The 18,833-nt window shown below is 70.7% G+C and carries 12 protein-coding genes; 5 read left to right on the top strand and 7 right to left on the bottom strand.

Features of this window, described 5'->3' with window-relative positions; translation table 11 throughout:
* Positions 1-87 precede the first annotated feature (87 nt).
* The 7 genes from K4L06_RS18765 to smc all read right to left on the bottom strand — a co-directional run bounded on the left by K4L06_RS18765 (position 88) and on the right by smc (position 10,409).
* A complete protein-coding gene (locus K4L06_RS18765; protein ID WP_221672844.1) occupies positions 88-654 on the bottom strand; it encodes a DUF3011 domain-containing protein in 567 nt (188 codons plus the stop codon).
* Between the two features lie 203 nt (positions 655-857).
* On the bottom strand, positions 858-1,610 hold the full coding sequence (locus K4L06_RS18770; RefSeq protein WP_221672845.1) for a DUF3011 domain-containing protein: 753 nt from the start codon (positions 1,608-1,610) through the stop codon (positions 858-860).
* Positions 1,611-1,724: 114 nt separating this feature from the next.
* The gene (epmA, locus tag K4L06_RS18775; RefSeq protein ID WP_221672846.1) at positions 1,725-2,720 is read right to left on the bottom strand and encodes an EF-P lysine aminoacylase EpmA; all 996 of its coding nucleotides are present in this window, start codon (positions 2,718-2,720) and stop codon (positions 1,725-1,727) included.
* On the bottom strand, positions 2,717-5,074 hold the full coding sequence (gene ligA / locus K4L06_RS18780) for an NAD-dependent DNA ligase LigA (protein ID WP_221672847.1): 2,358 nt from the start codon (positions 5,072-5,074) through the stop codon (positions 2,717-2,719). The genes epmA and ligA overlap by 4 nt, the downstream gene beginning before the upstream one ends.
* Before the next feature lie 411 nt (positions 5,075-5,485).
* Positions 5,486-5,923, bottom strand: coding sequence for a hypothetical protein (locus tag K4L06_RS18785; RefSeq protein WP_221672848.1), 438 nt, complete (start codon positions 5,921-5,923; stop codon positions 5,486-5,488).
* Between the two features lie 62 nt (positions 5,924-5,985).
* A complete protein-coding gene (gene zipA, locus K4L06_RS18790) occupies positions 5,986-6,738 on the bottom strand; it encodes a cell division protein ZipA (RefSeq protein WP_221672849.1) in 753 nt (250 codons plus the stop codon).
* A 167-nt stretch (positions 6,739-6,905) separates the two neighbouring features.
* On the bottom strand, positions 6,906-10,409 hold the full coding sequence (gene smc, locus K4L06_RS18795) for a chromosome segregation protein SMC (RefSeq protein WP_221672850.1): 3,504 nt from the start codon (positions 10,407-10,409) through the stop codon (positions 6,906-6,908).
* A gap of 302 nt (positions 10,410-10,711) precedes the next feature.
* On the opposite strand from smc, the gene K4L06_RS18800 reads away from it, so the two are divergent.
* The 5 genes from K4L06_RS18800 to pgmB all read left to right on the top strand — a co-directional run bounded on the left by K4L06_RS18800 (position 10,712) and on the right by pgmB (position 18,809).
* Entirely contained in the window at positions 10,712-11,104 is a 393-nt protein-coding gene (locus K4L06_RS18800) for a BlaI/MecI/CopY family transcriptional regulator (RefSeq protein WP_221672851.1), read from the top strand.
* A complete protein-coding gene (locus K4L06_RS18805) occupies positions 11,104-12,630 on the top strand; it encodes a M56 family metallopeptidase (protein WP_221672852.1) in 1,527 nt (508 codons plus the stop codon). Before K4L06_RS18800 ends, K4L06_RS18805 begins: the two co-directional genes overlap by 1 nt.
* 179 nt (positions 12,631-12,809) lie before the next feature.
* Positions 12,810-14,357: a serine hydrolase domain-containing protein gene (locus K4L06_RS18810; RefSeq protein ID WP_221672853.1), complete on the top strand. Its 1,548-nt coding sequence runs from the start codon at positions 12,810-12,812 to the stop codon at positions 14,355-14,357.
* 138 nt (positions 14,358-14,495) lie between these two features.
* Positions 14,496-15,509 (top strand): LacI family DNA-binding transcriptional regulator, encoded by a 1,014-nt coding sequence (locus K4L06_RS18815; RefSeq protein WP_255595247.1) that lies wholly within the window; start codon positions 14,496-14,498, stop codon positions 15,507-15,509.
* Between the two features lie 285 nt (positions 15,510-15,794).
* Positions 15,795-18,809, top strand: coding sequence for a beta-phosphoglucomutase (gene pgmB / locus K4L06_RS18820; RefSeq protein WP_221672854.1), 3,015 nt, complete (start codon positions 15,795-15,797; stop codon positions 18,807-18,809).
* Positions 18,810-18,833: the final 24 nt, after the last annotated feature.

Below are 18,833 nucleotides of genomic sequence, written 5' to 3' on the forward strand. Positions count from 1 at the left end.
AGCCGGCCGGAACCGAGCCGGCCGCAAACGACGACGCCCCCGCTGCGGGGCAGCGGAGGCGTCGCGGGCCGATCACGGGTGACCGGCTCAGTTGACCATAAAGCGGCCGCGGCAGCCGTTGGACACCCACACGCCGCTGCGGTCCCAACCCCAGGTCTGGCCTTCGATGCACGGCGAGCCGGAGTTCTGGCGCAGCAGGCGCACGTCGCGGCGCACGGTCATGTTGCAGCGGTTCTGGCGGTTGTTGTTCGACTCGCAGCTGATCTCCTGACCGCCGCCCCAACCGCCGCCGCCACCGCCCCAGCCGCCGCCACCGCCGTTCCAGCCGCCACCGCCACCGCCGCCGTTCCAACCGCCGCCGCCGCGCCCGGAGGCGAATTCGGCGCGGCAACCGTCGGTCACCCACACGCCATAGCGGTCGTAGCCCCAGGTACGGCCCTGGATGCAGGACGACTTGGACAGCTGGCGGACCAGTTGCACCCCGCCGCGCGTGTCGGCGTCGCAGCGCTGCTGGCGGTTGCCGTCGGATTCGCAGCGGAAGGTGCCGTTATCGCCGTAGTAGTCGTCGTACTGCGGCGCGGCTTGGACCGGCGCGGCCAGGCCGAGGCCCAGACCGACCAGCAGACCGAATCCGGAAACGATACGTGCGGACATGTGCGTGCTCCTTGTCAATGTGCCGAGGACTCTAGCTGAAGCCGCTTAACGTCAGCTCAAGATTTCCGTGACCGGCGATACGCTCAGGCAGGACGTTGCGGCTCCATTCACTCGCCGCCTAGTGTGCCGCCAATGGCGCACTGCGCCATGCGCCGTCGGTCGCAGAGCCGGAGGCCGATCCCAAGGCCGGCCGGCGGCATCGCTCAACCGCCGCCGCGGCGGTAATCCAGCTCGAATTCGGCGCGGCAGCCGTCCTCGACCCAGACTCCATGGGCGTCGTAGCCCCAGCTGCGGCCCTCGACGCATTCGGAATTCGACAACTGCTTGACCAGGCGCACCCCCTGGCCGGTGTCGCCGTCGCAACGGCGCGCGCGGCGGTCCTGGGACTCGCAGCGCAGCATGGCCTTGTGCGGCAGCGGCACCGCGGCCGCGGGCGCGGCCGCCTGCTCGCTGCCGATCAGGCGGAACTCCGCCCGGCAACCGCCGGCGACCCACACGCCCCGCTCGTCCGCGCCCCAGGTCTGGTTGCGCAGGCAGGGCTGCTTGGACAACTGCTGGGCCAGCGCCACGCCGTCGACGATGCGCGCCGGGCAATGGTTCCAGCGCCCGCCGCGCGATTCGCATTTGATCACCCGCGCGCCGGCGGTGCTGTCGCGACCGCTGCCGCCCTTGCCGAGCACGAAATCGGCGGCGCAGCCCTGGGTCACCCACACCCCGCCGCGGTCCGCGCCCCAACTGGTGCCTTCGACGCAGGGCTTGCCGGAGGTACGCCGCACCAGGCGCACGCCTTCGCGGGTATCGGCCGGGCAACGCACCACTTCCTCGCCACTGGAGGCGCAGCGCAACAGGCGCCCGCCGTACAAGCGTTCTCCGACCGGTTCGGCACGCGCCACGCCGGTCGCGCAGGCCAAGCCCGCGAACGCCAGCACATGGATCGCGGCTATCACACTACGCATGCATGGCCCCCCACACCTGATGCGTTCACTCTAACCGGGTTGGATTAACTTGCAATCAAAACGCGGCGTCGGCATGCAACGCGAACCTGCACGGTTCAGGGGGATTCATCGCCATCAAGCACGCGTGAAGTCGAACGCCAGCGCCTCGCCGATGCGGCCGGTGCCGAGCATCGCCATCAGCAGCCGGTCGACCCCGAGCGCGACCCCGGCGCAATCGGGAAACCCCGCCGCCAGCGCGTCGAGCAAGGCCTGGTCGCGCGGCGGCGCGGGCTCGCCGCGTTCGCCGCGCAGGGCGCGGTCGCGATCGAAACGGGCGCCCTGCTCGGCCGCGTCGGCCAGTTCGTGGTAGCCGTTGGCCAATTCCAGCGGCCCCAGATACAGCTCGAACCGCTCGGCCACGGGCTGGCCGTCGCCGTCGTCGCGCAAGCGCGCCAGCGCGCACTGCGAGGCCGGGTAGTCGCACACCGCCAGCAGGCGATCGGCGGCGAAGCCCGGTTGCAGGCGGTGGGTCATCAGCAGGTCGAGCCAATCGTCGCGAGTGAGTCCCTGCGGATCGATGACCACCTCGCCCAGCGCGGCGCGCAGTTCCCCTTCGTCGGCGACGAACGGATCCAGGCCGAGCCGGTCGCGGTACAGCTCGCGATAGCTGACCGTTTCCAGGCTCGCCTCGCGCCCGACCAGGGCCAGCGCGGCGCGCACCAGTTCGGCGGTCTCGCCGATCAGGCGGCGATGGTCCCAGCCGAGCCGGTACCACTCGAGCATGGTGAACTCGGGGTTGTGGCGGCCGCCGGCTTCGCCGTCGCGGAACACCCGCCCGAGTTCGTAGCAGTCGCCGAAACCGGCTGCGAGCAAGCGCTTGAGCGCGAACTCCGGCGAGGTGCGCAGCCAGCGGGTGCGCGGCGCGCCGTCGGTGCGGCCGCTGAACTGCAACGAGAACGAAGCGATGTTGGGGTCGGTGTTGCCGGCCATCGACATCACCGGGGTCTCGACCTCGGTCACGCCGCGCTCGGCGAAGAACGCGCGCAGCGCGGCGTTGAGGCGCGCGCGCAGACGCAGCGCCTCGAACGAGGCCGAAGGCCGCCACGATGCCGGCGTGCCGGTGGCGCTCATTCGTTTTCGGCCAGGAACGCCAGCAGGCGCGCTTCGTCCCAGACCTCGACGCCCAGTTCCTGGGCCTTGTCGAGCTTGGAACCGGCCGCCTCGCCGGCGACCACGAACGCGGTCTTCTTCGACACGCTGCCGGCGACCTTGGCGCCCAGCGCTTCCAACCGCACCTTGGCCTCGTCGCGGGTCAGCGCGGTCAGGGTGCCGGTCAGCACCGCGGTCTGGCCGTCGAGCGGTCCGCTCGCCGTCGCCGAGGCGGCCGGAGTCAGGGCATCCAGTTGCGCCAGCGCCTCGCCGACCCGGGTCAGCAACTGCGCGTTCTCGTCCACGCTCAACCACGAGGCCAGGGCCTGGGCGCTGTCGGCCGGAAGGCCGGCGGTGATGTAGGCGTGCTCGGGTGCGTCCAGCAGCTTGTGCGCGTCGCCGAACGCGGTGGCGAGCTGATCGGCGCGGATCTTGGTGACCTTGGGGATCTCCATGTCGACCAGCAGCGTGGCCAGGTTGAGGCCCTCGCGCAGCTTCGGCGTCGGCGGATGGGCGTCGCCGATCTTCACTTCGCGCTGCAGCAGATCGTCGATCACCTGCTGGTTGCCGGGCTGGTCGAAGAAATGGCCCAGCGAACGCGCGACTTCGCCGCCGATGTCGGGCACCCGCTTGAACAGCGGCCAGGGCAGACGGCGAACCAGTTCGAGCTCGCCGAACCACAGCGCCAGCGCTTTGGCCGTGCTCTCGCCGACGTGCTGGATGCCGAGCGCGAACAGGAAGCGCTCCAGGGTGGTGTTGCGGCTGTGATCGATGGCCTCGAGCAGGTTGTCGGCCCACTTGGTCGCGACCTTGCCGGCCTTGACCGTCTCCGGGGTGGTGCCGTCGCGCTCGTCGGCGCGGCGCTTCATTTCCAGCAGGTCGGCCAGTTCGAGCTTGTACAGGTCGGCCACCGACTGCAGATAGCCCAGGTCGGACAGGTCTTCGATGTAGCGGTCGCCCAGGCCCTCGATGTCCATCGCCCGGCGCGAGGCGAAATGGCGGATCGCTTCCTTGCGCTGCGCGGCGCAGGTCAGCTCGCCGGAGCAGCGCCACACCACTCCGTCCTCTTCGCGCACGATCTCCGAGCCGCACACCGGGCAGACTTCGGGCATGCGCCATTCCGGCGCGTGCGGGTCGCGGTACTCGGGCACCACCCGGACGATTTCCGGAATCACGTCGCCGGCGCGGCGCACGATCACGGTGTCGCCGATGCGCACGTCGAGGCGGGCGATCTGGTCGGCGTTGTGCAGGGTCGCATTGGTCACCACCACCCCGGCGACCTGCACCGGGCGCAGCCGCGCCACCGGGGTCGCCGCGCCGGTGCGACCGATCTGGATGTCGATGCCTTCCAGCACCGTCGATTGCTCCTGGGCCGGGAACTTGTGCGCGATCGCCCAGCGCGGCGCGCGCGAAACGAAGCCCATCTCGCGCTGGCCGGCGTAATCGTCGAGCTTGTAGACCACGCCGTCGATGTCGAACGGCAGCGCGTCGCGCTTGGCGCCCATCTGCCGGTAATAGCCGAGCAGGCCTTCGGTGCCGGCGACCACGCCGCTTTCGGCGCTGACCGGGAAGCCCCATTCGCGCAACTGCTGCAGGGTCGCCGAATGGCTGGGCGGCAGCTCGTAGCCTTCGACCACGCCGACGGCGTAGGCGTAGAACGCCAGCGGCCGCTGCGCGGTGATGCGCGGGTCGAGCTGGCGCAGCGAGCCGGCGGCGCCGTTGCGCGGGTTGGCCAGGACTTTGCCGCCGTCGCGCAGCGCTTTCTCGTTGTAGGCCTTGAACGCGGCCAGCGGCATGTAGACCTCGCCGCGGACTTCCAGCACCGGCGGCCAGCCTTCGCCGCGCAGCTTCATCGGGATCGCCTTGACCGTGCGCAGGTTGGCGGTGACGTCCTCGCCGGTGGCGCCGTCGCCGCGGGTCGCGCCCTGGACGAAGTGGCCGCCCTCGTAGCGCAGGCTGATCGCCAGGCCGTCGAGCTTGGGCTCGACCGAGAACTCGGGCGCTTCCACGTCCAGGCGCTCGACGATCTTGCGCACGAAGTCGGCCACTTCCTCGTCGCTGAAGGCGTTGCCCAGCGACAGCATCGGCACCGCGTGGCGGACCTCGTCGAACTGGCCCGAAGGCGAGCTGCCGACGCGCTGGGTCGGCGAATCGACCGAGGCCAGCTCGGGGTGCGCGGCCTCCAGCGCCTCCAGCTCGCGCAGCAGACGGTCGTAATCGGCGTCGGCCAGGGTCGGGTCGTCGAGGACGTAGTAGCGGTAGTTGGCGTCTTCGAGCTGGGCGCGCAATGCGGCGGCGCGCTGCGCGGCTTGGTCCGCGGTCTTGTTCGGGGTCACGGGTCGGCGTCCTGGCACGGCCTTGGCGGCGGGGCGGGTGGCATTTTGAACGGGAAACGCGCCATTGTGGGCGATGGGCGTCGCTGCGGGCGCGACGGTGGGCAAAGGCAAAGGCAAAGGCAGAGGCAGAGGCAGAGGCAGAAGCAAATCCCCCCTGCCCCCCTTTTTCAAAGGGGGGAGGCTTGCTGGTTGGGGCGCGGCGAACGTGGGGATGCAGCAGGATCGGCGTCCCTGCTCTTGTAGGAGCGGCGTCCCAAGGGATTTCCTCCGGTCATGAGCCGCGACAGCCGCCGCGATGGACTACCACGCCGCACCCCGCAGCTCTGGCAACGCAAAGAAGCCTGAGGGCCCGGACCGGAGTGCTGAGGCCGGCCTCGCTACGATTGCCACGGCCTGTCTCGGGGTGACTGCCTAATCGAAATGTTCGACCACCAATAGCCACCACAATCCTCGCGCGACCTCCCCCACCAGGTACGAACAGCAGAGTGACTCGCGAGCCATCTCGCACCAGTCGCCATCCAGGCGGTAAGCGAAAATTTGGTCGAAAGGGTGCGGGAACAAGACTTCCAGCGCCTCCCCAATTGCCTGCCATGCGGTCGCAGCCGATTGCGCACTTCGCTTTCGATCAACCAAGAGGCCTACCAGCGAGCCTTGGAACTCGTAGTGCCCCAATCGAACTGCCTCAAGCTTGGTGAGGTCGATCCACCCCAGATCGGCGCACGCGGCACGGACACAGGATTGAGTCAAAAACGCCTCAGGAAACTGCGCGTCGCAAGGACTCAGCGTGCTGAAACGGAGCTTGAAGAATGCCGAGAATGTCTCGCGAACAACTTCGGCCGAATCAAACAAAGAACTCAGAGCCGGGCTGTACCGCGGATTACTGTACTCAGCGATGCCGTCGCAGTCTTTTGTCACCAGCGCGTGGGCTTGCTCAGCGGAGGAGCTTCGCGTTGCCGGTCGTAGGCGCGCAGTTCGTCGCGCAGGTGGGCGATGCGCTGGCGGCCCAGGGCGTTGCGCTGTTCGTCCAGGACCACGGCGTCGAGCAGCTCGGCCATGCGCTGGGCGGTCGGCAGCATGGTTTCCCAGGCGTCCAGCGCCGGCACCGGCGCCGGCAGGGTCAGGAAGAAGGCGATTGCCGGGGTTTCCAGCGCCTGGATCGCGGCCATGTCGAAGCTGCCGGGCTTCATGATGTTGGCGACGCTGAACACCGGGCCGCGCTCGGGGTGGCCTTCGACCAGGCGGTGATAGACGCCCATGTGGCCGTAGACCAGGCCGGCCTTCTCCGCCGCGACCACGATGTCGGGGCCGTGCAGCTTCTGTCCGGCGCGCGCGGCCAGGTACAGGGTGACGATCTTGTCGAACTCGTCGCTGACCCGGCGGCCGAGTTCGCTGTTGGCGCCGCCCTCCAGGGTGCGGTCGAACAGCTCCAGTTCGGCCTGGGTGGTGGCCTCGCCGGGCACGCCGGCGCTCTGGCCGAGCTCGTTCTCGAGCTGTTCGCCCAGGGTCGGTTCCTGGCGCGAGGACTTGCCGGCGCGGGCGTCCTCTTCGCGGGCGATGCGCTTGCCCTGCCCCGGTTTGCGCGGGCGGCCGAAGAACACGATCGCGCCGATCAGGATCAGGCCGGCGATGAAGATGCCGATGCGCATCAGGGTCAGGTCGGACATCGGGGGCTCCTAGTGCTGCTTGCGTCGGTGGCGGGGGTTCGGGCCGGGCGCCTCGGCGGCGCCGCGCTTGCCTGGTTTCCGCTGCGACTGCGTGGATTCGGTTGGAACGAGGGTGGCTGCAACGACGGTCGGTCCATTCGGGCGCTGCCGCGCAACGCCCGCCGGCCTCAGGCCGCGCCCGCCAGGCGGGTCGCTTCGGCCAGATCGACCGAGACCAGGCGGCTCACGCCGGGTTCGCGCATGGTCACGCCGGACAGCTGGTTGGCCACTTCCATCGTCGCCTTGTTGTGGGTGACGAACAGGAACTGTACCTGTTCGCTCATCTCGTTGACCATCGTCGCCAATCGGCCGACGTTGGCTTCGTCGAGCGGCGCGTCGACTTCGTCGAGCAGACAGAACGGCGCCGGGTTCAAGCGGAAGATCGCGAACACCAGCGCCACCGCGGTCATCGCCTTCTCGCCGCCGGACAGCAGCGAGATGTTCGACACGCGCTTGCCCGGCGGCCGCGCCATGATCGACACGCCGGTGTCGAGCAGATCCTCGCCGGTCAGTTCCAGGTAGGCGTGGCCGCCGCCGAACAGGCGCGGATACAGCTCCTGCACGCCGGAATTGACCCGGTCGAAGGTGTCCTTGAAGCGGCCGCGGGTCTCGCGGTCGATCTTGCGGATCGCCTCTTCCAGGGTGTCCAGCGCGGTGGTCAGGTCGCCGTGCTGGGCGTCCAGGTAGTCCTTGCGCTGCGCGGCTTCGGCGTGTTCGGCGATCGCCGCCAGGTTGACCGGCTCGAGCCGGCGCAGCTTGTTGTCCAGTTCGGCGACGGTGCGCTCCCAGGTCGGCGCGTCGGCGTTTTCGTCCAGGCCGTTGACCACGTCCTCGAGCACCGCGCCGGCCTCGGCGATCGCCGTGGTCAGGGTCTCGGCCTTGAGCACCAGGGCCTGCTGCTCCAGCCGGCGCTGGCCGATCGCCTCGCGCTGCTGCAGCGCCTGCTCGTCGCGCTGCTGGCGGGTCTGCTCGAACTTGCGCAGGTCGTTGTCGATGCCGTCCAGCGCGGTGCGCGCGCCGGTCAGGTCCTGCTCGGCGATCACCCGCTGTTCCAGCGCGACCTGGCGCTGTTCCTCCAGCGCGACCACCGGCTCGTCGCCGTCGTCGAGCTGGGACGACAGTTCGCTCAGGCGCGAATCGAGCTGGCCGCGCTGGCCGCCCATCCGCTCCAGGGTCTGGCTGAGGCCGGCGATCTGCGCGCGCTGGGTCTCCAGGCTCAGCACCAGCGCATGCGCGGCGTCGCGCGATTCGCGCGCGGCGTTGCGCGCCGCCTCGCGCGCCTCCGACAGGCTGCGGCGCTCGGATTCCAGGCGCAGGCGCGCGTCTTCCAGTTCGCCCATGCGCTCGACCGCGGTCTCCTGGCGCAGGCGCGCTTCGCGCGATTGCTCGCGCGCGCCGTCCAGGCCGATCAGCAGTTGCTCCAGGTCGGCGTCGATCTTCTCGATCCGGTTGCGCGCCGAGTCCAGCCGGCCCTGATGGCTCTGCAACTGGCCGGCCAGTTCGGACACGCCGCGGTGGGCCATGTACAGGCTGCGCTGGGCGTCTTCGCGGTGCTGCTCGGCGGCCAGCGAGCGGTCGCGCAGTTGGATCTGGTTGTGCTCCAGTTCGCGCTCGCGCTCCTGCAGGGTTTCGATCTCGATCCGCAGGCTCTGGATCTCGCGTTCGCGCAGCAGCGCACCCTGCTTGGCCGCACCGGAGCGCAGCACCCGCACCCAGCCGGCGCCGAAGCGCTCGCCGTTGCGGGTGATCACGGTCTCTTCGGCGCCCAGCGTGGCCTGCAGCGCGCGCGCCGCAGCCAGGTCGTCGGCGCCGTGCAGGCGCGCCAGCAGGCGCCGGATCGCCGCCGGGCCCTGGACCTTGGCCGCCAGCGAGGTCGGCGGATAGACCGTGCCGTCGCGTTCGGGCGAGACCAGGGTCAGGCGGCCTTCGCCGAGTTCGCCGATCGCGTCGACCAGGGTTTCCGGCGCCTCGACCAGCACGCCTTCGATCAGTTGGCCGAGCGCGCTTTCGACCGCGTTTTCCCAGCCGGCTTCGACCTCGAGGGTCTCGCCGACGCGCTGCGCCGAATCCAGCCCGCGCGCCTGCAGCCAGCTCAGGGCCGCGCCCTGCTCCTGGCCGAGCGCGGCGTGCTGCAGGGTCTCCAGCGAGGACAGCCGGCCGCGCGAGGTCTGCGCCTGCTTGCGCACCTCGGCCAGCTGGTTCTGGGTCGCGCGCTGCTGCTCCTGCAGGTCGGACACCGCGGCCTTGCGCGTTTCCAACTCCTCGCTGAGGCTGTCCAGCGATTCCTTCTGCAGTTCGTGCTGGCTTTGCAGTTGTTCGAACGCGTCGGCCAGGGCGGCGACGTCCAGGCCGGTGCGCTCGGCGCTCAGCGACTCGCGGCGGCGGTCGGCGTCGAGGATCTGCCGGTCCAGGCCTTCGATGCGGGTGCGCTCGACGTCGGCCGCGCGCGCGGATTCGGATTGCTCGCGGCTGTGCGCGTCCCAGCGCTGCTGCCAGTCGTTGAGCCGGGTCTCGGCGTCGCGCAGCGCGTCCTGGCGCGCCTCGTCGTCCTCGCGCAGGGCTTCGATGCGCGGCTCGGCGTCGGCGACCGCGGCCAGCAGCACGTCCAGGCGGGCCTGGTCGTTGCCGATGTGCGCGCCGATCTCGGCCAGTTGCGCCTTCGCCTCCTCGCGCGCCTTGTGCAGGCGGCTGGACAGTTCGCGCTGGTGCTGGATCTGTTGTTCGATCCGGGCCAGGGCGCCGCCGACTTCGTAGCTGGCCGCCTGGGCCTTGTTCAGCGCCTCGGCGGCCTCTTCGCGGCGGACCCTGCCGGTCTCCAGCTCGCGCTCGGCTTCGCGCTGTTCGGCGATCAACTGCTGCAGGCGGGTTTCCTGCTGCGACAGCTTCTCGCGCTGGGTCTGCAGCTTCTGGTCTAGGGCGCGGTATTCCAGCGCCTTCCACTCCACGTCCTTGACCTTGCGTTCGGCCTGGATCGCCTGGTACTGCTCGGCCTGGCGCGCCTGCCGGCGCAGATGCTCGAGCTGCTTGCCGACTTCCTCGCGCAAGTCGTTGAGGCGGTCGAGGTTCTCGCGGGTGTGGCGGATCCGGGTTTCGGTTTCGCGGCGGCGTTCCTTGTACTTGGAAATGCCGGCGGCTTCTTCCAGGTAGACGCGCAGGTCCTCGGGCCGGGCCTCGATGATCTGGCTGATCATGCCCTGCTCGATGATCGAGTAGCTGCGCGGGCCCAGGCCGGTGCCGAGGAACAGGTCGGTGATGTCGCGGCGGCGGCATTTGCCGCCGTTGAGGTAGTACTGGCTGGTGCCGTCGCGGCTGACCGTGCGCTTGACCGAGATCTCGTTGAACGCAGCGTATTCGCCGGTGATGGTGTGGTCGGAGTTGTCGAAGATCAGCTCCACCATCGCCTGCGAAACCGGCTTGCGCGCCGAGGAGCCGGCGAAGATCACGTCGGTCAGCGAGTCGCCGCGCAGGCGGCTGGCCGAGCTCTCGCCCATCACCCAGCGCACCGCGTCGATGATGTTCGACTTGCCGCACCCGTTCGGACCGACCACGCCGGTCATGTTGGTGGGCAGGTGCAGCGTGGTCGGATCGACGAAGGACTTGAAACCGGACAGCTTGATCGTGGACAGACGCATGCGGCGGTGTGGCCTCGTCGCCGCGGCGGCCGCGGCCGTGAAATTAGGTTAGGCAGTGCGGCCAAGCGATTGAATTCACTGGACCAGATGCAGTTCTAGCTTGCAACTGTTCCCGAGTATAGCGGGCCCGGGCCGAGCCCGCCGTCGACAGCCGACCGGCGTCGCGGCGCGATCGCCGGTGCCGTCGCCGGCGACGCCGCCGCAACGCGGCCGAGCCGCGGCCGGCGATCTACTAATTCGATAGTTGACACTGCCTCCGAGCGCATGCTCCCATGCATCAACTAATTAACCAGTAGCTGGCCATGGCCCGCCCCGCCTCGCCCACCCCGACCCCCTCCGAGCAGGCCATCCTGGAAGTGCTGTGGGACCGGGGCGAAGCCTCGGTGCGCGAAGTCGCCGACGAGTTGTCGCGCCAGCGCCCGATCGCCTACACCACCGTGCTGACCATGTTCAACGTGCTCGGCAAGAAAGGCTTCGTCAGCCACCGCCAGGAAGGCCGCGCCTTCATCTATCGCGCCGCGATCAGCCGCGAGCAGGCGCGCAGCCAGGCATTGGGGCAGCTGCTGCAGCAGTTCTTCGAGGGCTCGCCGGATCTGCTGGCGCAACACCTGCTCGACCGGCAGGACATCGACCGCGAGCGCTTGCAGGCGCTGCGCGACAAGGTCGCCGCCGCCAAGACCCGCGGAGACGCCTGATGGCCGGCCTGATCGACGCGCTGCCCGGGTTCGTCGCCCTGCACCTGCTGCAAAGCGCCGTGCTGCTCGCGCTGGCGCTCGGATTCGTGCGCCTGCGCGGGCTCTCGGCGGAACGACGCTCGTGGCTGCTGGCGGCGGCGTTCGCCTTGGCGACGCTGTCGCCGCTGGCGAGCCTGCTGCCGGGGCCGCCGTCGCCGCTGTTCGCGGTCGCCGCGCCGGTGCCGACGCCGCAGCCGCAGGAAGGTCCGGCCCTGGACGAGGCGGTGTACGAAGCGGGCCAGCAGCCGGACGTGATGTACCTGGAGATCCCGCGCTCGCTGCCGAGCGCGCTGGCGCTGATCTGGGCGCTGGGCGCGTTATGGCAACTCATGCGCTTGAGCGAAGGCGCGCGCCAGGCGGGCCGCTTGCGCCGCAGCGCCCGCCCGGCGCCGGCCTTGGAGGCCGCGTTGGCCGAAGAGCTGCCGCGCGGCGCACGCATCGCCCTCACCGCCGTCGACGGTCCGATGGTGGTCGGCCTGCTGCGCCCCACGGTGCTGGTCCCGCGGGCCTTGGCCGGCCAACTGGACCCCGCCGCGCTGCGCGACGTGCTGCGCCATGAGATCGCCCACATCCGCCGTGGCGACCTGTGGCTGACCGCGGCGGTGCGGCTGGCGCGGGCGGCGTTCTGGTGGAATCCGTTCCTGGCCGCCCTGCAGGCGCGATTGGACCTGGCGCGGGAAATGGCCTGCGACGCGCGCGCCGCGCGCGGCGGAGCCCGCGCCGACTATGCCGGCTCCCTGCTCAGCAGCGCCGAAGCCCTGGCCGAGCTGGACCCTCGGCCGCCGTCGCTGGCGGTGGGCATGCTCGAACGACGCAGCCATCTGGAGCTGCGCATCGATGGCCTGATCCAGCCCGATGCCGCGGGCGCGGCGCGCGGCCGTCTGGCCGTCGCGCTGTGCCTGTCGGCGCTGGCCGTAGTCGCCGCGACCTCGATCGCCGGCTCGCCGCGGCTGGCGCTGCCGGCCGCCGGCGCGGCCGAACCCAGCGAGCAGACCCTGGCCCTGCTCGCGGCCGCGCGCGCTGGCGACAGCGCCGGCATACGCCGGCTGGCCGACGCGGGCGCCGACCTCGACGCGCGCGTGCTCGGCGAAGGCACTGCGCTGATCCAGGCCGTGCGCGGACGCCATCCCGACACGGTCGATACCTTGTTGCGGCTGGGCGCCGACCCTAACCGCGCCGCGCTGGGCGAAGGCAATCCGCTGATCGTCGCCGCCGGGCTCGGCGCGCAGCCGATCGTCGAACGCCTGATCGCCGCCGGCGCAGACGTCGACCGGGTGGTGACCTACGACGAGACCCCGCTGATCAACGCCGCCCGCGCCGGTCATCTGGCGACCGTCGACTACCTGGTCGCCCACGGCGCCGACGTCAACCTGGGCGTGGTCGCCGACGGTTGGCTGGGACGCTGGCGATCGCCGCTGAACCAGACCCGCGACCCGGCGGTGCGCGCCTATCTGCTCGAACGGGGTGCGGTCGCCGGCCGCCCCTGACCGGCGCGCCGGCGCCCCCGGCCATCCCGCTCCGCTCCACCCCTGCAGCGTCGGCTCTGCCGTGCGCACGGACGCGCCTGCGCCCGCGTCGGCCTTGGCCCGCGCGATCTCTGATTCAAAGCATCACTGATTCGAAGCACCGCTCATCCAAAGCATCACTCACTCAAAGGAAGACCGAGATGACCCGCCACCTGATGGCTTGCGCCCTGATCGCCTGCCTGCTCGCCGCTCCGGCCCGCGCGCAAGCGCCCACCGATCCCGAGCTGCGACGGCTGGCGGCGGCGATCGAGAACGGCCTGCGGCCCAGCGTGGCCAAGCCGGGCGTAGAAGTTCCGAGCTGGACCCTGCAGCAGCGCATGGCCCACTACAAAGTGCCCGGCGTCGCCATCGCCATCGTCAAGGACGGACGCCTGGCCTATGCCGCCGGCTATGGCGTGCGCGAAGCCGGCGGCGCCGACGCGGTGGACGCCGACACCCTGTTCTCGGTCGGCTCGGTCAGCAAGATGATCACCGCTGCGACCAGTCTGCGATTGGTGGCGCAAGGCAGGCTCGAACTCGACCGCGACGTCAACGGCTACCTGAAATCCTGGCGCATTCCGCAGGCGCCCGGCATCGCCGATCCCAAGGTCAGTCTGCGCATGCTGCTGTCGCACACCTCCGGCCTCAGCGTGCACGGCTTCGAGGACTATCTTCCCGGCGAGCCCCTGCCCAGCCTGGTGCAGACCCTGGACGGCGTCGCCCCGGCGAAAAACCAGCCGATCCGCTTGCAGCGCACGCCCGGCGCGCGCAGCGAGTACTCCGGCGGCGGCATCATGGTCGCGCAGCAGTTGATCGAAGACGTCGCCGGGCAGCCGCTGGACGCGGTCGCACGCGGCCAGGTGTTCGAGCCGCTGGGCATGCGCCGCAGCACCTTCCAGGATCCGCTGCAGGCAGGTCGCGACAACATCGCCAAGGCTCATGACCGCAACGGCGCGCTTGCCGCTCTGCCGCGCGGCTGGGAGTCGTTTCCCGAGCAGGCCGCCTCGGGCCTGTGGACCAGCGCCCACGACCTGGGCGCCTTCGTCGGCGCGCTGATCCGCAGCTACCGCGGCGAGGGTGGACTGCTGCCGCAGAGCCTCACGATCGAAATGATGACCGAGGTATCGCCGGGCACACGCGGCCTGGGGCCGGAACTGCTCGGCAGCGGCCGCGCGCGCCGGTTCACCCACAACGGCGACAACGAGAACTATCACGCGGTGATCGAGGGCTATCCCGAAACCGGCTACGGCTTCGCCATCCTCACCAACGGCAAGAACGCCAAGGGGCTGCGCGGAGAAATCCGCAACGCCATCTCCGATGCGCTCGCCGACGGGGTCAAGCCCTTGATCCGTCCGATCGCGCTGGAGCTCGGCGCGCCGGTCCAGGCCGCTTACGCCGGCAGCTATCGTCTCGACCCGGCGCTGCCGATGGACGTGCGCGGCGCGCTCGCCGACGGATTCGACTACCCGTCGCTGCAGGTGCGGGTCGCCGACGGCACCCTGGTCGTCGATCTGCCCGGAGGGCCGACCGCGGCGAGCCTGCTGCCGTTGAGCCCGAGCCGGTTCGCAGCTCCGGGCTTGAACGTCGAACTGGAGTTCCATCGCAACGCTCACGGGGCCGTGCACGCGGTCAGCGCGAGCGTCGGCAGCGCGCGCGCCTACTACCGCCGTGAGACCGCGTCCGCCGCTTCGCTCGGCCGCGGCCTGTAGCGGCCGCGACGCCGCTTGCGCGCATCCGCGGCCGGGCGGATGCGCGCGCGACTGCGCGCGTCGTACCTGCAGCTTGCCCCGCCGCGTGGTAAATAGGTTCGGCCCGACCGTTGTCGCGACCCTGAACGATTCGCCCGCATGAGCCGACCGCGTGCTTCCCAACCGACCCGCAAGGCCGGCGAGCCCCTGACCATGGCCGATCTGGCCGAACTGGCCGGGGTCTCGGCGATCACTGTCTCGCGCGCCTTGCGCGACAGTCCGCTGGTCAATCCCGAGACCCGTGCCCGGATCAAGCAATTGGCCGAGCAACAGGGCTACCAGTTCAACATCAGCGCGCGCAACCTGCGCCTGCGTCGCAGCATGACCGTGGCGGTGGTGGTGGAAATGAAGCCGACCGTGGAACGGCAGATGTCCGGCTCCTATCCGCTGGACCTGCTCGGCGGCATCAGCCAGGAGCTGACCTCGGCCGGCTACAGCGTGCTGCTGACCTCGCTGCAGGGCGGCTCGCTGCCCAGCGTACAGGCGGCCGACGGAGTGATCCTGCTCGGCCAGGGCGCGCACGAGGACGCCATGCACGAGGTCCAGCGCTGGGGTCGGCCGATGGTGGTGTGGGGCGCGGTCAGCCGCCACGAGACCCAGGTCGTGGTCGGCAGCGACAACCTGCGCGGCGGCAAGCTCGCCGCCGAGCGTTTCCTGGCCCTGGGCCGGCGCCGGCCGGTGTTCCTCGGCGACAGCGCCCACGGCGAGTTCGCCGAACGCCTGGAGGGCTTCGGTTCGACCCTGGCCGAGCACGGGATCGTGCCGCTGACCCCGCAAGTGGCCAATTTCACCGTCAGCGCCGGCGCCCAGGCGGTGCACAGCCTGCTCGACGAGCAGCCGCAGTTCGACGCCCTGTTCGCCGCCAGCGACCTGCTCGCGATCGGCGCGATCCGGGCCCTGATCGAGCGCGGCCGGCGCGTGCCCGAGGACGTGTCGGTGATCGGCTACGACGACACCCCGCTGGGCGCGACCTATCTGCCGCCGTTGACCTCGATCCACCAGAACTTCGTCGACGCCGGGGTGTTGCTGGCTCGCAAGATCCTGGCCTTGATCGAAGGCCGCCCGGCGCAGTCGGAGATCCTGCCGACCCACCTGGTCGCGCGGGTCACCTGAGCCGCGGCGGCGGCGCGCCGCGATGCGCGCCGGTCTCGCGCAGGGCGTGCGCTGGGTCATGCTGCGTCGCAGCGTGCACACTGCAATGCGACAGTCCGCATGCTGCGCAGCAGCATCGCGCTAAGCGATTGATCCGATTCGTCGGCATGCGCAGCGACGGCGCCCGCGCCGGGCTCGCTGCGCGCGTCGAAAGCACATTGAATCACAAGGTTGTTATCGATAACTTGACATCGATAACAGACGCTCTCTAGGGTCCGCGCAACGCCGCTCAAGGACCCGCCCCGCGTGACCCAGCCCCAAGCCCTGCCGTCCTCCCCCGACGCCGCCGCCGACGCCTGGCTGTTGCGCCAGCGCGGATTCGATCCGGCCCGGCGCCGCCGCGACGAGACCCTGTTCGCGCTCGCCAACGGTTCGCTGGGCGTGCGCGGCGGATTCGAGGAAGCCGACGGCGGCAGCGACGGCAGCTTCCTGGCCTCGGTCTACGAGAAGCACCCGATCCACTATCACGAACGCTTCCCCGGCTTCGCCCGCAATACCGACACCCGCCTGCCGGTCGCCGACGGCCAGCGCATCGCGGTCTGGCTCGGCGCCCAGCGCCTGGAGCCGGATCGGGCGCAATGGCTGGAGTTCGAACGCAGCCTCGACCTGCGCCGCGGCCGCAGCGCGCGCCGCCTGCGCCTGCGCACCGCGCAGGGCCAGACCGTGCAGATCCACGCCGAGCGCGTGCTGCCGTTCGACAGCGGCCACGAGGGCGTCGACCTGCTGGCGATCCGCTACCGGGTCGAATCGATCGACTACACCGGTCCGCTGAGCCTGGTCTCGGCGATCGAATGCGGCCACCAGGCCGCCGAACAGGGCGACGATCCGCGCATCGGCGTGGCTTCCGCGGAAGGCTTGAAGCTGCTCTCGGCGCATGCCGACACGCACGGCGCGCACGTGCTGCAATCGACCCGGCGCAGCAATCTGCGGGTGGTCTGCGCCCAGGGCCACCGCAGCGGCGCCGGACTCGACGCGGCCCAGGCCGAGGTCGACGGCGACGCGGTGCGGCAGCGCTACGAGGCGCAGTTGCAGCCGGGCCAGAGCGCGAGCCTGGAGAAGTTCGTCGCCTACCTCAGCCACAACGACGAAACCGGCCTGGTGCAGCGCGCCCAGCGCGCGCTCGAGGACGCGGCCGCGCTCGGCTTCGACGCCCTCGCCGCGCGCCAGGCCGCGGCGCTGGCGCGGTTCTGGGGCGGTGCCGAGCTGTCGATCGACGGCGACGCGGCGGCCGAGCAGGCGCTGCGCTTCAACCTGTTCCACCTGTTGCAGTCGGCCGGCCGCGACGGCATCAACGGCACCGCCGCCAAGGGCCTGACCGGCGAAGGCTACGAAGGCCATTATTTCTGGGACACCGAAGCCTTCATGCTGCCGGTGATGGTCTACACCGCCCCGGAAGTGGCGCGCGCCATGCTGCACGCGCGCTACCAGGCGCTGGAGCCGGCGCGCCGGCATGCGCGCGAGATGAACCACGCCCACGGCGCGCTGTTCCCCTGGCGCACCATCACCGGCGGCGAATGCTCGGCGCACTACCCCTCGGGCTCGGCCGCGTACCACATCAACGCCGCGGTCGCCTACGCGATCGGGCTGTACTTCGACGCCACCGAAGAACTGGACTTCCTGCTCGAAAGCGGCGCCGAGATCCTGTTCGAGACCGCGCGCATCTGGCCGCAGATCGGCCATTTCGACGCCCGCCGCGGCGGCGCGTTCTGCATCCACGAGGTCACCGGCCCGGACGAGTACACCGCCCTGGTCGACAACAATTTCTACACCAACCGCATGGCCCAGCAGCACCTGCTGCGCGCCGCGCAGGTCTGGCGGCTGCTGCAGGAGCAGCGCCCGCAACAGGCCCAGGCGCTGGCCGCGCGGCTGCGCCTGCAGCCGCACGAGGCGGCGCTGTGGCAACGCGCCGGCGAGGCGATGTTCCTGCACTACGACCAGGCGCTGGGCGTCTACGCCCAGGACGACACCTTCCTGAGCAAGCCGCGCTGGCCGTTCCCGCGCCGCGAAGGCGAGCACCGCCCGCTGTTGCTGGATTTCCATCCGCTGACCCTGTACCGGCACCAGATCTGCAAGCAGGCCGACGTGGTCATGGCCCTGGTCCTGGCCGGCCACGACCTCCCGGCCGACGCCAAACGGCGCAGCTACGACTACTACGAAGCCGTCACCACCCACGACTCGACCCTGTCGGCATCGGTGTTCGGCATCCTCGCCAGCGAAGTCGGCCATGCCGCGCAGGCCGAGCGTTTCTTCAACGACAACCTGCGCGTCGACCTGGACGATCTGCACGGCAACACCGACCACGGCGTGCACATGGCCGCGCTGGCCGGCACCTGGCTCGGCCTGGGCGCCGGTTTCGCCGGCCTACGCAGCCACGAGGGCACGCTGCGCTTCGCCCCCACCCTGCCCGCCGGCTGGCGCGGCTACGGCTTCGGCCTGCGCTGGCGCGGCCGCCGCCTGCGCCTGCGGGTCGAGCGCGACGGGGTCGAATACCGCCTGCTCGACGGCGAGCCGCTGAGCATCGAGCACCAGGGCAGGCGCCTGGAACTGCGCGTCGAGCAGCCGCAGCGCGCCGAGCTGGCCGCGCCCGGCGGCCCGGTGCGGCAGGCCTTCCCGCGCCCCGCGCAGGCGTTGATCTTCGATCTCGACGGCGTCCTCACCGACACCGCCCAGACCCATTACCGGGCCTGGAAGCGCATGGCCGACGAGGAAGGCCTGCCGTTCGACCAGCACGTCAACGAACAACTCAAGGGCGTCGACCGGATGGCGTCGCTGGAAATCATCCTGCGCCATGCCGGGCGGGTGCTCGGCGCCGAGGCCAAGCGCGCGCTGGCCGAGCGCAAGAACGCCTACTACGTCGAAGCGATCGCCTCGGTGACCCCGGCCGACCTGTTCCCCGGCGTCGCCGCGCTGCTGCAACGGGCGCGCGCGCGCGGGCTCAAGCTCGGCCTGGCTTCGGCCAGCCGCAACGCCGCCGCGCTGCTGGAACGGCTCGGCATCGCCCAGCGCTTCGATTACGTCGCCGACTCGGCGCGGATCGCCCGCGCCAAGCCCGAGCCCGACATCTTCCTCGACGTCGCCGCCGCGCTCGGCGTGGCGCCGGCGCAATGCATCGGCATCGAGGATGCCGCCGCCGGCGTGGTCGCGATCAAGCGCGCCGGCATGGCCGCGGTCGGCATCGGCGACCCGGCCAGCCTGACCGACGCCGACGCCTGTCTCGGCGAGATCGCCGCCTTCGACCTGGACGCCTTCGTTTCGCCCTGACCGCGCGCGGCACGCACCGCCGCG

The organism is Lysobacter sp. BMK333-48F3, assembly GCF_019733395.1.
Taxonomy (GTDB): Bacteria; Pseudomonadota; Gammaproteobacteria; order Xanthomonadales; family Xanthomonadaceae; genus Lysobacter.